The organism is Caecibacter sp. AF58-12pH5A, assembly GCF_027681725.1.
In the GTDB taxonomy this organism is placed as follows: domain Bacteria; phylum Bacillota; class Negativicutes; order Veillonellales; family Megasphaeraceae; genus Megasphaera; species Megasphaera hominis.
The window spans coordinates 98548-114597 of record NZ_JAQDBC010000006.1 but is presented as its reverse complement, the minus strand read 5'-3'; the positions used below and the strand labels follow the sequence as shown (position 1 = coordinate 114597).

Sequence of the window (16050 nt, the reverse complement as noted above, 5' to 3'; positions counted from 1 at the left end):
AAACTATAAGTGCAGCGGATAGGAGCGACCTATTCACTACAAGTTTATGGTACTAGTGGCCGCGAATGCGGTCGATAGAGGCGAAACGTAAAGACACGTACAGTGGATTATGCCAAGGTCCGGCTGGAAGCCGGGATAGTGGCGAAACGTCGTAAAGCATCGGAAAGCCAGGCACGGCCCGCATCAGGCTGCGCGGAGATAGGGTGCCACCGAAGGGAGACGTACGGCCGTAGGCCTGGGAAAGGAGGTGCTTCGGCGACTATCTAGCAATAGCCTGTCCCGCATCAGGCACTAATCGAGTCAGAGACTTATGAATCTTTACTTCTATTGAGATTCTGAATCACGATTTTGATTACCTAATCGACTTGGTAGGATCGTATGACATCAGTTCGATCATTGAAATATCTAAATCTTGGGAAAGCTTTTTCTTACTTAGGAGACGTATCGTGACCTTTATTTTTGTTAACTCTTCAAGATTCATCTTTTTTTTACATTGAGAGTGCCAATAGCGAATATTATCAAAATCTTGATTTGATAATTCCCACTCTTGCATCTTACATGGTGCTATAGTCATAGGTTGTATAAAAGGACTATCAATTACTGATCTGTGTCCAGCAAAATCCAACGTTATATTCTCAATCATAATCGGGTTACGTCCATAATTATAGAACTCAACAACATATCCAGAAGGATTATGCTTAATCCCATCAATACCTTCTTCATAACTTTGAGCATGAACGAAGCTAAGATAGATTTTTGTTCTATTATCGAAATAATCTTTCAAAACGGATAAGCCAAAACCTATTGCAATACTAACAGCGGATCCCAAGATACTACCGATATTAATTTCGCTAAGTATATCCATTAAATCACTTCACCGTCCTACGATATTCTTCCAATAATTGATTTAAGACGTAGCCGGTATGCAATTGGTACAGGTATTGTTCCGTTTTCTTTGGAGGATAAAAATCATTAGATCTATATTCCACGCAAGAGTTGATTCTTTCATCAAGCTCATCAAGTCTTTTTAGGACATACGCTTGGAAAGCCTTCTTTTCTTCCTGTGATCGATAGATTAACACAACTTTGATTAATTCTTTAAAAGCCTCTACTTGTTCTGAATCAGAAGTATCATACATAAACATCAAAAGTTGATACACTTCATTATCATCATCTTTTAAGTAATATCTATACTCATATTTCTTTTGGTCCAAACGGAAGCTTAGAATGGAAGCTTGTTCTGGAACAGGAATAAACAACCTTCCACCGTCTAATATCACGGTTTGATGGCTTTTAATCAGTGTTTCATTTTCTTTAATTTCAACTGTCCCCCATATGAAATCCGGGTTCTCTTGTGTGAAGCAATAAAATTCAGCTGTATCATTTTCTGTATCATCAGCACCAGATAATTGTATCGTATATCGTGGCTCGTATATGTTATAAAAACCTAAATTATTCTCTTTCCAATCAGAACGATTCTTTAAGATTCTTAAAATATGATTGATGGTTGGCATTGTTAAACCAAATCGCTTACGCCAAAGATTATCTATGACGTATTGCTCCGCATTTCCTCTGTTAGGAGTATTCCGATCATCTACACGTGCATAAATACATCCTTGAATCATTTCTCCATATGGTTTGTTTAGGTAAATAGGTGTAGATTTAACGTTTTCAATAATTAATATATCCAATTTAACTCCATGGTACGATATAGTCTCAATAGATACATCCGGCTTAATATTTCCTGCGAAGGGCATGCCAGAAAATGCACTGTTAATGCGTGTTATTTCTGTTCTCTCTGAATCCTTTAATCCAACAAGTTTGAAATCATCAGAAACTCCAAATATTAAATAACATCTATCCTGATGAACTGTATTACAAAAACATATAATGTCCTTTATCAGATCCTCTATTCTATTATGCCATTTTTGTTTAAAATCCCAACGGTCACTTTCCTTTCTCTGCCGCAAACAATAGTCTACAACCTCTTCAATTGGTAATTTTTTTAATTCCATGGACTCTCCCTATAAAAATATACGACTAGAAATTCCGCATCAGCGCGGCTATTTTTTATCCGCAGATTTGTTCATCTTCTTCTCTATTTTTTCAAAATAATCATCAGCTTTATACCCATAGTTTGGATAGGCTTTCTTAATTCGTTTGCATAGACGCAAGGCATCTTCGTATCTGCCTATTTTTATATATAAGTCAGGCAGACGGAAAAGCCAGTATGCGCCTTGAAACTTTAATCCGCCATTTGACCATAGCTGTTCCCAGAAATCGATAAGTGCGTCTAAATCCTCATTTCGTTTGTACGCATCTTCAGCAGCGTTTACAGCTGCAATTTGATCATCCTGAGCTTTAATTTCTTCATACCCGGACCTGTCATGCGCTTTCAGATTTTCCATAAATTCATCATACTTGTCTGTGTTTTGTTGCAGCACTTGTTTTTCAATCTTGTCAACAATCTTTTTCCAGTTAGATTTATCGCCTATCCCGAGTTCTTTATTAATTCTCCAGACATTAAACCAAGTATCCTCGGGCCCTAATTCATTCGTTTTATATGGAACCTTATGCATATAAGGCACATATGCATTGTCAGCCAACTCTTTTTCACCTAATGTAGTCAACTGATACTTGCAATCAACCTTTGCATGAGCCAACGCTTCATCTGGAACAATAGCTTTTACCCGTTCTACCAATACATTTTTTCGGCCACTCACAGGGGCTTTATATTCCCGCAATAAGGCTTTTAATTCAGGAACTTTCAAGCTATTTATGGATTCCCGTGGTGTTGCAAGCTGAATAAAGCCTCTAGCTTCCAGGGATTTCAACATTTTTCCCACATCGCGGATACCATATTGAAACCACCAGAAACCTGGATACCCGTCTTTAGGATTGGGATACTTGCCTCGTTTGCAATAATCCAAAAGTAATATTTCTCCAACGTACAATCCGCGTTCCGATGGATAACAGGTTTCTTTTCGTTTCTCAAACGTTACGACATCTTCACCCATCGCTGTTCCCGGGTAGGATTGATAGGTATAATAATCGTCTGGTTGATAATATTTACGTTCATCTGGTGCTATGGAACTTGCATCAACATAGGATGCCTTAGAAACACTTTGTTTTCGGGGCTCACCCGATTGAATTGACCATGGCACTTCATAAGACTTATTTTTCTTAAATAAGTTGATAAAGGATTTAAAAATTCCCAAGAGTATCACTCCCGTAAAACTTTAACTACTGAGTCTGCAATAATGAGATTTACTCCGTTCATGGCATTACACTAAGACAGGATTCGAGACGATTCATGCAATATACTAATATTGTATCAAATTGTCGTCAAATTCGGAAGACGGGGAGATGCCGCCACTATGAAAAAGGACAGGACCATCATCATATTACATGACGATGAGCCTGTCCTTCTTGCTCAGGTGCGGCAGTACATCGGTACTATACTCGACCATGCCGGAGTCTTTATTTCAATCCACGCACTTCGGTAGGGAGTGCGACAATGATTCTATTGTGTTTTTGTTTCATTAAAGAGCTGTCAAAAGCTGCCTCAATCGTACTCTCAAGCTACTTCTCTAGTCATTGAATTCAAAATCCTTGATTTTAAGTGTTGAGCAGTTTTCTCCTACAGTCCGCATAGTATCGGATGGGATGCCATCGGGTGCATTTACTTCTACAATTAATTTGAGCTCAATCTTTACGCCTGCAAGGTCTTGCAGTGGCTGGATGATTTCTTCAACATATTTGTTTACGTCTTTAATGATACGTGTATCATCCAGATCAGCGTTCATATAGAAATGATGTGGTTGTGATGTAGGCGGTGTCGGTTTAACCGGCGGTACGATGTTTCCTCCGCCACTAGGTACGACTTCACCACCTGATGGTGGGGTTGGCTTTACGGGTGGAGCTGGCGGTACTGGTTTGGGTTCTACCGGTTGTTCCTTTTCGATTTGTGCCTTTGCTATGGCAGGCTTTACGAGGATATCCGACGTATTCACGTTATATATAGACTGGTTGAATTGCAGGCCTACATAATAATCTTCTTTTTTGCTTGCGGCTATGGCGAAGAATTCTTCCGAGTTTGCTCCAGCACAGATAGCGGCTTCGAGAACAGAGAAATTTGCCAGGCGCGGCAGGTAGCAGTAGCGGCTCAGGTCTTCCCACAGTTCTTTTACGGGAATGTCATCGCGGTCTTTCCAGAGGATTTCATCCAATACCATCTGTAACAGTGCCGGAGCCCATTTATCGATAATGTACTCGTTCTGCTTCATCCTATTCGCCACTTTGGTGACAATATTTTCAGTGCCACCGCCTAGGTTTTCATTTTCCCATTTCATGTCCCGCAGGCTTTCGACTTGATCGATATAAGGAACGAGTAGCCAACGATAGGTTTCCTTCACATGCATATCTACCATAGCTTCACTACGTTTCAGGTTATTTCTCGTTTCCTTGGTTTGATTGGCATCGAGGTTTAAATCTTCTGTATCCGCATCAATAGAGGTCCAGGCAAGAAATTGTCGTACATCCTTGCAGAGGCCTTCGAGCTGGCGTTTATCTGCGGCTACGAAGGCGAGCATATTCTTGTAGACACGCGGTGCTGTGCCACGGTACGCTAATATTTCTTGAGCCATCTCTTCTGCCGAACTTGCTTCGATTCCTTGTAAGGCCGGGTCATAGTACTGTGTCGGCTTCAAGATGATAAGACGTGCTGTTTGTTCATCAGGCACATCCATAGTAGAAGAAGGACAAATATGGACACCACTAAAGGGGGCTTCCTTACGTAGTTTACGTAGACGTTTTTCGATTTCTGCATAAACTTCATCGTCGTCTAGTTGCAAGGCCCGGTCTGAGGCTGTTTTACGCAAGGTAGGACGTGTATCGAACCAGAAGCGATTGCCATTGGAATTGCTGTATAAGTACGAGAGCTTGTCCCGCAATGTATTGAGGGCATCGTTAAAATCAGCAATACTTTCACCCGGTTGAATGGTACCTAAATGGATCTGTGCCATTTCCAAGCCACGGACGGCCTGATCCCGGCTGGTAGGGGCACTACCCAGCATGATGGTCCGGGCAACACGACGAGCTGCTAAGATTTTACCATAGCGGGGACGTACTTGATCAGTTTGATAGGGCACGGAATTTTTACCATCCACTTCATGGTCGATAATACTATTCCAATTATCCGGCAAATGACGGACCAGTTCGTCACGCACGTCAGGCATATCTAAGGGAATGGATCCAGGCATAATCATGGCACTAGAGTCATTGGCCATCCACAATTCGTGAATAACCGCTGCCATGAGGCGCAACACGCCACGAGTACGCTGAAAGCGTTCGAGTGTAGCCCAGTCGTCATACAAGCGGTCGAAGACTTCCGGATGAATAGGGTAACAGGAAATCATCCGTTGCAGATACGGAAATTCTTTGGTTTCCATAGGGAAATCGGCTGCATTATCCTGATACATACGGCTGAAGGCACGGCAAACTTGCTCACGCTGTGCTTCGTTACGGCAATCGAGGAACAAACGGCGACGTACGACTTCAAACCCTTCATCAGCAGCGACTGGTTTCCAGATGGACTCCATACGTCCAAAGGTGTGTTCAATAGCTTCCAAGGCCAGTTGGCCCGCTTCTCCGCCAATTTCGATATTTGATTCAGGGATAGATGCGACAACGATGCTGTTTTTACTGGCCCGAGCTGCTTCAGTGATTTCCTGGATGAAGGTAATAAAATTATCATACAAGACTCCACGATTATCATCACTTTTATTAATTTTTCTTGCGTAAGCAACCAACTCATCCATTAGTATAACGCAAGGTCCACAAGCATCGAAGAGGTTTTTTAATGTTTCCGACCCTGGTGAAATTCCCTTGAGATCAGATTCGCGAATAATCTTATATAGACTAGGATCCCCTTTAGCTGTAACTAGCTGGTAGGCCATTTCTCCCCAAATCGTATTCACTGTGTAACCAGGCAAATTAGTCGGATTCTTCTTTTTGCTTGGATTCATGGCCGTACCGACGAGAACAGCTACATTAGCTCTCGGAAACTCACTCAAGCCGGCCCGTTCCAAAATAGGCTTTAAGCTGGGAATACGATCTACTGTAACGCCGCCTTTTACCATGTGATATAGCGCCAGCATGCTATGGGTCTTACCACCACCAAAGGCGGTCTTCAACTGAATAACCGGTTCGCCACCTAGTCCTGCAATCCGCTGTAAGGATTTGACGAGTAGACCGGACATGCCCTCTGTAATATACGTACGATTGAAGAATTCGACAGGGTCACGGTATTCAACGGCACCTTCACCGCGGGAAACCTGCGCCAGGTCAGCGGCAAATTCAGCGGTCTGATAGCGGCCTTGGGCTACATCCGGGTGAGGCTGCATAACGTCCCGCCAGCTAGGCAGGGATTGGCCATCAGCAATGATGTTCTTCTCTAATACGCCAGCACTTTGTCTATTTTTGCTTGGTGTACCTGTCGAAAGCGTCGTGCTGCTTGCCATGGAGCCGTCTGCTGAACCATAGCGGAGAATCCGGTAAAATGTGCGGATTTGCTCCGTACCTTCAGCATCATCAGCATCAAAGGCCTGGCACAGAAGTGCCATCGTGTCGAGTGCACGCTCGGCATATTCTTGGTCGACATCGGTTTGTCCTATATGCGCTACTGTATTGCGGACGCCCATCAACTCCTTAGCCCACGTTCTGTAGTCTATCGATAATTTGGTTGCAAAGACATCATGCCAGCGACGATCAATGAGACGCAGGCAATTTGCCAGGTCGAGGGAACGAATCAAGGTCATATTATCTCCCGATACAGGAAGGTCCTGCCCTTTTTCACCTAATGCCTCTAATACTTCGTTCCACCAATTTGTTTGATAAACGCGAAGAAGTTCTCTGCCAATATAATTGGCCATCAAGGGATGTAATATCTTGAACCCCCTTCGTATGTACTCATAATTGATCATCTCTGCCATAGCCTGCGCCTCCTCATAGATTTTCCTTTATATCTTTGGAAAAAGAGAGAAATTTTTCCACTTCCTGCATAATTAGCGGCACTGCGTCATTTAAGACTAATACAGAACCATCTGCATTTAATATTTTTCCATACCGGGTAAAGATTGGTAATCCCTGTCCCAAAGCAATAATCACGTCTTCTCGTTTTGTCAGGTCAAGATTTTGCCAAGCTTTCAGGTGTCCGGGTAATTCTTGTGATAGAATAGACAAGAATTTTCGTTTTGTAATCGTACTGGCTGTTTCCGCTTTTGGGCGCAGTGCAATCGCTACGCGCGTTGTAGTGGAATGTTTTTCTGGTCTATCTGCCTACGCCGGCCAAAGAGCCGTAATGCCAAAACCGGCCTGCACCATACAGTGCAGGAGCGGTATCAGATGCCCCGTCGTCGTACCGGTTGTTTCGCTTCTACAGATTTTAGCATCGTCGTCGCTAAAGGCAAAAAAGACAAGAGACGGGTACGCTTTCGTAACTACAGGCGCTAACGCATCGAAGAAAGTCTGCATTTTTCCTAGATACGCTTGTCTTGCTTTACTCGCATCGCCACCATAATGAGCCGCTACAGAAGACAGTTCATCCTTTTCCGTACATTCTGCCTGAAACCAGTCCGGTACAGTGTCTTGCAAGCATTGCCGCAACCAAAAATAGAAATAATCAGAAATATCGGCATAGCCTACATTGTCATAAAAAGGTAGTTCCGTGAATAAGATGATATCTTGCGGATATGTTCTGCTTACAGCGTCGCCTTGGGATACACTGATATGGCCTTGAGCTGGTAAATTAGCCACAGCTGCAGTCATATTCGTTATAATAGTAGAAAAATTTCCCGTCGCTTTCGTAAATGGATTTCCTTCTACAAAGGTCCAAATCATAGGTAAGGCGTGCTGCATAATGGACACAGCACCAATCCCCTGACGATGATCCCAGCCACAGAGACTGGAATTGTAATTGCTCATCTTGCTGATTGCTAAAGACAAATAGACACCTATCATTTGTCCATAGGCCAAGGCACCTTGGCCACCATCTTGCAAAGGTTCCCCCATTGCGATGCCTGCTCTTTGCGCATCGCGGGTAGCTTCTTTGGTCACATCCTTAATGAGCTGACTAAAGATGGTAAGCATTGTTAATTGACGTGCCGTATATAAACTATTGTAGGTAGTCATGCCATAGGCAAGAGTACTGAACCAACGGCTATTGTCCGCTAACCGAAGTTCTGGTACACGCGGCCGCATCACGTCAGCTCCCAATTCTTGGATTGCATCAGGTTCATAAAAATATTTCCCATCAGTACCATGGGTCATGACGGCCATCATACGTAGGGACATACTTCCCTGACGGCCCATTTCTCTGACATAGTCTGGCGTCGTGATTTCTCCACAAACGGGGCAACGGAACTTAGCACCTATGGGGCTGACTTTATTGCTCCGTTTTTCTTGTGGACATCTGCCAGCATGGACATGAAAATGGAGCTGCCCCTGGTCTTGTACCGGTTCAGCCCAATATTCTTTTCCGGATATTTCACTAAGGACAAAGGTATTTGCCAATGGCATTTCACAACGGCAGGCTGGATTCGGGCAAGGGACAGTGCGTACCCAAACCCAGGCTGATGGCACCTGATCGTAGATGTGGGGATAAAAAGCCGCTAATTGTTCTGCTGCTTTTTCTTTGAGCCAGGCACCATAATAGACAAGGTCTGCCGCTATAGAGCGAGGACCTTTTTCTTCCATATCCCAACCGAGATGGACGGGACTACAAGTGGCGAAACGAGCCGGGAAATCAGCGACTGCCTGCGTCAATACGGTAGCAACAGCATTGAGATCTCCCGCTGCCATTGTTAGTCCTAGCTTTTCGGCCGCTAAGGCCAAGCCGCCAAAGCCGGAGAAGCTATCTACGAGCAAGGGTATGTCTTTTTCTGCCAAAGACTGCCCTGCCTGTGTCACAGCCGTCGCATCTTGAGTAGCTAAACCACACAGAAGGCCTGACGTTTCTTCTCTTACCGCATCAGTCTGAGGGGCATCAGTAAGGAGTGCATAGAGGTACGCCATACTGGAAGCGATGGGACTACGATTCCACCAGACATGGATGTCTGCAGGCCGGCCTTTGCCAGCTCGTTCGGGCTGAAAAAGGCCATGCAGGTCCTGCCATGGAAAGGATTCTTCAATGATTTTTTTCACGGCCTTTTTCCTCCTCTCTATTTAAAAAAGATCCATTTGTTTCGGTATTTCTTGATACAAGGCCGCCGCGCGCGACTGGATTTCCGGCCAAGAAACGACAAGAGCGTTATAGGCGTAGGCCTCTTCGGTCCAGCCTTTTTGTTCGGCAATAGTATACAAGCGGTAGGCCAAATCCTTGGCTCGTTCTACATGAGAGCTAAACATGGTTTTTACGATGTTGGCACATTCTTCGACGCCACCGTTACTCATGGCCCGCGTTAAATACTGTGTCAAAAACCACACGCTTCGTTCTTTATTCCCTATCATTTGCGGTAAATCTTCTCGCTTGATAAGGTGTACAATCCCTGACTTAGCATAGACGACACCATTATCCGCTAGCATGGGAATAGACGTACTTTTGGCTGTGGCCAACACTTCTGCTTCGCCATATTTGACGTTGCCATAGGCATATTGCGTGTACAAATCGACACAAAAACGGCTGGCTCTATCCAGGTCACCGACCTGTTCATTGAAGTACAAGTCCAATTCTTCATTGATAATCTGTAAAGCACTGCGAACAGTCATTTCCGTGCCATCGGCTTCTAGTACCTTACGGTAACGGCTGTATACGCCCATCCCTGGACCAATGGCCGACTGAGCCAAGTCAACAGGGGCAATATTACTGGATTGTAGCTTTTTCAATGCCGGCCGCAATTCTTTGCGTAACACGCTGATTAAATTACGTCTCGTTATTTGATGAGCATCAGCAGGACGCTTACGACATACTAAGACAATGGAACTGGCCAACGCATTAGTCCCTGATGCGACCGTACGATTAGCCATTTCTGTACGCATAGGCCACGTACCGGTAATGGCAAAGCCGGCTTTTACAATAGCACTGAGCATAGTTTCCCAACCAGAAGAAGCGGTCGTATTCGTATTTGCGTCTGTATCGCTTTGTTTATAGGCATAATAAATCGTCACAGGAATGTCTATACGGGCATACTTATACATTTGCTGACAAGCCTGGAGCATGCCGTCTTCAAAGAACTCCTTCGCTTCTGCCTTATTCCCATCATGACGATATGGTGTAGCAATTAGTTCTTCTGCCTTTGGCACTAACATCGTACTAAAGAGTTTTGGATATGTATGGCGCAGACTACGTCGCATCCATATATATAAATAATCTGAAAGATCCGCATAGCCGATATTATCATAATAAGGAGGATCCGTAGAAACCATGATATTCCGAAGACCGCAGTCACTTTGCGCATCAAATTGATTAACAGTACCGACCTCTCCTTTAGGAAATTCTTGTATAGATTCATATACCCACTTCAACATGTTATCAAAACAACCTGACGAATGTGAAAATGGATTGGCTTCCGCATAATCCCAAGTCATTGGGATGGCCTGCCTGCCAAAAGTGTTTCTAATTGCTTGCGCAGGGGCATGCTATGAACAAATTGATGAATGATAATCAGCCATTTTATCTAAAACAAAAGCTAAATATACACCTATCGCTTCACCATATGCTTTTGCACCATTCCCCCCTTTAGATAAAGGTGTATTATCACAGCTCAATCCGAATTTTTGAGCATTAGCTGTTACAATCTTTTGTGTTTCTTTTATCAAACAACCAAATGTAGTCAAAAACGTTAGTTGTCGGTTTGTAAATAATTCATCATATGTAGCCATCCCATAAGCAGGCGGACTAAACCATCTAGGATTCCGAGGCAATTCCCCACTAGGAACATCAACCGGCTTCGGAACATTTGCAGATAATTCATGTTCTTCATTTGGAGCAATATAAATCCTGCCTCTTTTACTTTCGCAAACGATAGCCATAAGTTGCTGCCCTAAAAGCTTTTTTTGTCCCTGATCCTTTATATAATGATCTGTAGCGATTTCTCCACATGATGGACATTTAAAATTAGCCCCTCTTCCTTGTTTTAACGTTTGAGCGTCATCAGGACATTTTCCATGGTGTATTTTAAATTGAAGTACATTGCCATCCCAATGATGTGAAACCCATACTTCTTTTCCTTTCTTTTTTGAGAGAATAAACGAACTTGCCAAGGGAATTGTACATCCACAGGCGGGATTTGAGCATTTTACAGTTCTAACCCAAAGCCAAGCAATAACGGTGGCTTCCCCACCACCTTGTTCTACAGGTACTTTAACCTTTGGATACAAATAGCCAATCTGTTCGTAGGCTTTTTCTTTCAACCATTCGCCGTAGTAACGTACATCTTCTGCTAGGCCACGGGCACGTGGCCAATCGTCGTTTGTAAGGGTAGAACTTGCTTCCGGATTAACAGGTGGCATCCCGGAAAAACGGGGCGGGATTTCAATCATGGCCTTATTAATCATGACAGCGACAGGATTCAAATCATGAGCATGGGCTTCTAGGCCGAGGCGTTGCGCTTCTAATGGAATTGCGCCACCACCGGCAAATGGATCCAAGAGAGGCGGAGGATTCCCACCAGTGCTTTTCAGTATTTCTGCTTTTGCTGCATTTAATACTGCTTCATTATTAGAGTTTTCCCATACAATTAGATTCTCAAGAATAGAAAAAAGTCGTTGACGCTCCTTATTTTGTTCTACTTCTGTCGGAAACTCTTCTGGATGTGACGAGGGATCATCTACTAAGGAGGCCCAAATGACAGCTCTAGCTGCTGCTAACGGACGACGAGCCCACCATAGATGTAATGTAGATGGATGTCCGTGGCGGATAGACTTCTCTCTGGCCGATTCCTTATTAATTTGTTCCAGAGGTAACGCTACCTCAATCAGCTTCTTTACAGACATTTCAGGTTCCTCATTTCTCGTAGATGCATTTTGCTTTTTCTATCAGTTCGTTTATATCAAAATTGACACTCGTCGCCGTAAAGTCCGGAGCATTGGTGAAGGGACATTGCAAATAGACGGTATGTGTCTTTCGACCATCTACTTCTACTAAGGCCAAGATGAATTCGTCGGGCTTATTGAGAGCTGTCAGTATTTCATTTTTGCTGACAGTAACGGTGGTAGCCCCTTTATGGCGTCCTTTTACTTCGATGAAGCGCAAGGTACTGGTCGTGGCGGCACTGCGTTTACTTTCCGGCACACGGGATTCGATGTCGTAGCCGCATTTTTCTGCACTGACATCGCGTGGCAAGTAGCCGGCATCCGTTTCAATAGTCATGACGGCACGCATGGCCGCAAGTTCTATGCGCCGTTTATCCATTGGACTAGGTACATCGGGGAGATTGTTCCCTTGGAGTTCCATGAGAAGACCCATGGGGATTATCAAGGCACCACCGGTAATATTGGGTGGCATAGATGAGATGCTGCGTTCGTTCTTGATTTCAGCCAGACGCTTGTCCTTGCGGCCTGCCAGATATTCTGCCCGTTGTTCCGCTGTGACGGAATTGATTCTGGCATTTTTCTTGCCTTCTTTTTCCTTTTGTTTCAGTTCAGCGGTTTTGCCATCCCAATATTGGATTTCTGCTTTCATACGACCGTTGACGGCATTTTCCAGCTTGTCCAAATAGGCTTCTTTCCGGGTTTTTACGTCTTTCAGATGTTGTGGTATGAGATATTGAATGGCATAATTCTTGGCCAGATTTTCTATGTTTTGTGACAGCCAGTCTTGTTGGGATAGCCAGGTCATGACGCTGTTCTTTTCACTTTCCTGCAAAGGACGGTAATCCAAATACGGGGCATAGCCTGCCGAAAGTGCTGAGCCATTTTTACGGATTTCCACAAAGTGGATGTGCTTGGATAAGATATGCCGGCTCCCGTCTTTCAAGGTCGCGCCATCTTGGATGGCATCTTCTATATAAAAGAGCAAACGGGCTTCCTTGCTGTAATCGGTTTCATCAATGAGTGTAGCACCGCGTTTCAAAATATGCGCATAGTGTTCCCGTATGAGTGAAATGACTGCTTCTAGCAAGGGATGACCGGGACAGAGTAAGACAGCCGGTACCTGGCCTGGAGGCTGACAATAGGCTTTATCAAAGCAAACGCGTTCGTAGCGTTTGACGATGGTTTCACCATAGCTGCCATACAAATTTTGGTTACGGATTTTCGGTGGGACAGAAATGATTTCATAACGTCCCGGTTCCCTCTTACGAAGGACTCCATCTGATTTTTTAAAGGCTTCCAGGAAAAAGGCTTCGATGAAATGAGGCTGAAGCTTATGAGCTTCGATGCGTTCCATGTCTTCCCGTATTTTATTAACGATATTGACGTTCATGATGTCATTCGTCAATGCCCGTTCATCGATAAGTCGCTGGAAAGCCTCGCGGTTCATGGCGTGATCGACGACCTGGTTCAGCTGATTGCGCACATCAGGGCGGTTACCATAGCGAATCGCTTCGATGAGCAGATCCCGTAAGGAGCGATCTTCAAAGGTCACTTTGCCCAGGATGTCAAAGACTTTGCCGCCCAGGGCTTGGCGTTCTTCTTCGAGCTTTTGGAACAGGCGCTTGAAGACATCGCCTTCCCGTGTTTCGTTGGCTACGAGATTCCAGAGGTGGCATACTTCAGTCTGGCCGATACGGTGGATACGGCCAAAACGCTGTTCCAAGCGATTCGGATTCCATGGCAAATCAGCGATTCGGATTCCATGGCAAATCATAGTTGATCATCAAGTGGGCCCGTTGCAGGTTGATCCCTTCACCGGCTGCATCCGTAGCGACGAGGATTTGCGCTGTCGGGTCTTGTTTAAAGCGTTCTTCTATACGGTGGCGGTCATCACGGGACATGCCGCCTTGAATGGTGACAACGGCATCGGCATTACCCAAGAGAGAACGAATACGCTGGGCCAGATACTGGAGCGTATCTCTGTGTTCCGTGAAGATGATGAGCTTGGCACGCTGACCATCAGGTTCATACATCGCCTTTTCATCTTGAATGAGCCGCGAGAGTTCTTCCCATTTCCTGTCTAAGCCTTTTGTGCGGACGTCTTTGGCTTGTTGTTCCAATTGCTGCAGGGTTTCGATTTCCGCCTGGAGTTCAGCTATGGTTGCGGCGGCAGAGGCGAGATCGACGACCTCATTTTCATACTTTTCCTGTTCTTCCGGTGTCAGGTCATCTTCATCAAAGTCATCCCACACATACGCTTTTTCCTGCGTCTGTTTGTGTTGCCGCATTTCGAGAAGTCGATTTTCTAAGCGTTCGCGGCGGCGTTTCAGAGATTGATAAATGGCTTCCGGTGAGGATGCCAAGCGGCGTTGCAAAATCGTCAAGGCAAAGCCGACAGCTGTTTTGCGGCCTTTTTCCAATTTGTCAGCCCGGTTGAATTCGTTCTGTACGTACATCGTTACATTCGTGTACAGGTCTTTTTCTTCCGGTGACATGGTATAATCTACAGTATAGGCAATGCGTTCCGGGAAAAGGGGCTTTCCGTCAAACTTGAGAAGTTCTTCTTTGACGAGACGGCGCATGATATCGCTGATATCGGGGGTTCTGCCGTGATTGCCATGGATACCGCCAAATCGGTCTTCATCTAGCAATGATAAGAAGAGCTGGAAGTCTTTGTCTTTACCGTTGTGGGGTGTAGCTGTAAGGAGCAGAAAATTACGGGTAATACCGGAAAGGATGCGTCCTAACTTAAAGCGCTTTGTGTATTTTGCCTCGCTGCCGACGACAGTAGCCGACATTTTATGGGCTTCGTCGCAGACGATAAGGTCCCATTCTGTCACTTTGAGCATTTCTTGCAGTTCTTCATTCCGGGCTAACATGTCTAACCTGGCAATGCAAAGGCCTAGTTCAGTAAATACATTGCCGCTGGATGCGTTTTCTATACGATCCTTCGTCAGGATATCGAAGTGGATATGGAATTTCGTCCGAAGTTCGTCCTGCCATTGTTCCACCAGACTACCTGGGGATACGATGAGGCACCGTTTCAGGTCGCCACGGATTATAAGTTCCTTGATGAAGAGGCCCGTCATGATAGTTTTACCAGCGCCTGGATCATCAGCGAGGAGATAGCGCAGTGGTACTTTTGGCAGCATTTCCTGGTAGACTGCGGAAATCTGGTGTGGCAAGGGTTCAACGGAAGAGGTGTGTACTGCCAGATAGGGGTCGAATAAGTGCGCCAGGCTGATGCGGTACGCTTCAGAAACGAGCTTCATCTCTTCTCCGTCGGCGTCAAATCTCCAGGGTAGGGTCTTGCTCATGATTTGAATATGAAGTTCATCTTCCCTATATAGGAGCTGATTGCCAGGACGATTGTTTTCATCTTTATAGGTAACTTCAACAGCACTATTCCCATACCATTGCACGGCAATAATGCTTAGCGGCTCGTCACCTATGATGCCTTTGACCATTGTTCCCGGCTTTAATTCCTCCAGCTTTGCCACACGCTCTCCCCCTTACGCTCACGTTTCGGCTGCCTGCGTGTGTGCAGGAAAGCCACGCGTTTTATTAATCCGTAATTCAATTAATTTTATTGCATAATTATGTTTATTGTATCTGTTTTATGACATAAAATCCGATTCTTTATATTTTATACATACTATTATATATTACTCCATTTTATGCAAATATTCAAATTTGGGATTTTATTCTATTCTGCATCACATATTCTTGCTAAGTCTGTGTTTAATTCACAAATAAAACTAACTCCACCCAGATCAGCATCACTACACTGCTCAGCATGGCAGCTGACTTTACAGGTACTTTCTTTAAGAAATAACCACCTGTCCAAGATTTCCTGTGTACTGAGATTTTAGTTATTTTAGACGCAAGGATATACAGGCTGGCATGTTTTCCCTTCACGTAGCCGCACGAACCATAATAGGACAGATTAGAATACCCGAACCAGACATGATCGTCAGGTTCGGGTATTTGTCACCGGTGATATGAAATTTTCGAGCAAAA

Annotated in this window: 10 protein-coding genes; all 10 read right to left on the bottom strand. The window is 44.6% G+C overall.

Annotated elements, in window-relative coordinates:
• Nucleotides 1-352 precede the first annotated feature (352 nt).
• The 10 genes from PGX44_RS04950 to PGX44_RS04905 all read right to left on the bottom strand — a co-directional run bounded on the left by PGX44_RS04950 (nucleotide 353) and on the right by PGX44_RS04905 (nucleotide 15530).
• The gene (locus tag PGX44_RS04950; protein WP_498854467.1) at nucleotides 353-865 is read right to left on the bottom strand and encodes a hypothetical protein; all 513 of its coding nucleotides are present in this window, start codon (nucleotides 863-865) and stop codon (nucleotides 353-355) included.
• Nucleotides 866-869: 4 nt separating this feature from the next.
• Nucleotides 870-2015, bottom strand: a complete 1146-nt coding sequence (locus PGX44_RS04945; RefSeq protein WP_498854466.1) for an AlbA family DNA-binding domain-containing protein — start codon at nucleotides 2013-2015, stop codon at nucleotides 870-872.
• A gap of 48 nt (nucleotides 2016-2063) precedes the next feature.
• Entirely contained in the window at nucleotides 2064-3218 is a 1155-nt protein-coding gene (locus tag PGX44_RS04940) for an SAP domain-containing protein (RefSeq protein ID WP_498854465.1), read from the bottom strand.
• 372 nt (nucleotides 3219-3590) lie between these two features.
• Nucleotides 3591-6992, bottom strand: a complete 3402-nt coding sequence (locus PGX44_RS04935) for a DUF499 family protein (protein WP_498854464.1) — start codon at nucleotides 6990-6992, stop codon at nucleotides 3591-3593.
• A 13-nt stretch (nucleotides 6993-7005) separates the two neighbouring features.
• Complete coding sequence (locus tag PGX44_RS04930) at nucleotides 7006-7242, bottom strand: hypothetical protein (protein ID WP_498854463.1); 237 nt, start codon at nucleotides 7240-7242, stop codon at nucleotides 7006-7008.
• 96 nt (nucleotides 7243-7338) lie between these two features.
• Entirely contained in the window at nucleotides 7339-9201 is a 1863-nt protein-coding gene (locus PGX44_RS04925) for a DUF1156 domain-containing protein (RefSeq protein WP_498854462.1), read from the bottom strand.
• Between the two features lie 21 nt (nucleotides 9202-9222).
• A complete protein-coding gene (locus tag PGX44_RS04920) occupies nucleotides 9223-10305 on the bottom strand; it encodes a DUF8807 domain-containing protein (RefSeq protein WP_498854461.1) in 1083 nt (360 codons plus the stop codon).
• A gap of 330 nt (nucleotides 10306-10635) precedes the next feature.
• On the bottom strand, nucleotides 10636-11991 hold the full coding sequence (locus PGX44_RS04915; protein WP_498854460.1) for a DUF1156 domain-containing protein: 1356 nt from the start codon (nucleotides 11989-11991) through the stop codon (nucleotides 10636-10638).
• A gap of 10 nt (nucleotides 11992-12001) precedes the next feature.
• Nucleotides 12002-13804: a protein NO VEIN domain-containing protein gene (locus PGX44_RS04910; protein WP_498854459.1), complete on the bottom strand. Its 1803-nt coding sequence runs from the start codon at nucleotides 13802-13804 to the stop codon at nucleotides 12002-12004.
• Nucleotides 13776-15530, bottom strand: a complete 1755-nt coding sequence (locus PGX44_RS04905; RefSeq protein ID WP_498854458.1) for a DEAD/DEAH box helicase — start codon at nucleotides 15528-15530, stop codon at nucleotides 13776-13778. Before PGX44_RS04905 ends, PGX44_RS04910 begins: the two co-directional genes overlap by 29 nt.
• Nucleotides 15531-16050 lie beyond the last annotated feature (520 nt).

Bases quoted from the DNA above. Each gene is read 5' to 3' on its own strand.
- PGX44_RS04915 (WP_498854460.1), bottom strand. From the start codon at position 11,991: ATGTCTGTAAAGAAGCTGATTGAGGTAGCGTTACCTCTGGAACAAATT.
- PGX44_RS04910 (WP_498854459.1), bottom strand. From the start codon at position 13,804: ATGATTTGCCATGGAATCCGAATCGCTGATTTGCCATGGAATCCGAAT.
- PGX44_RS04945 (WP_498854466.1), bottom strand. From the start codon at position 2,015: ATGGAATTAAAAAAATTACCAATTGAAGAGGTTGTAGACTATTGTTTG.
- PGX44_RS04950 (WP_498854467.1), bottom strand. From the start codon at position 865: ATGGATATACTTAGCGAAATTAATATCGGTAGTATCTTGGGATCCGCT.
- PGX44_RS04935 (WP_498854464.1), bottom strand. From the start codon at position 6,992: ATGGCAGAGATGATCAATTATGAGTACATACGAAGGGGGTTCAAGATA.
- PGX44_RS04920 (WP_498854461.1), bottom strand. From the start codon at position 10,305: ATGTTAGTGCCAAAGGCAGAAGAACTAATTGCTACACCATATCGTCAT.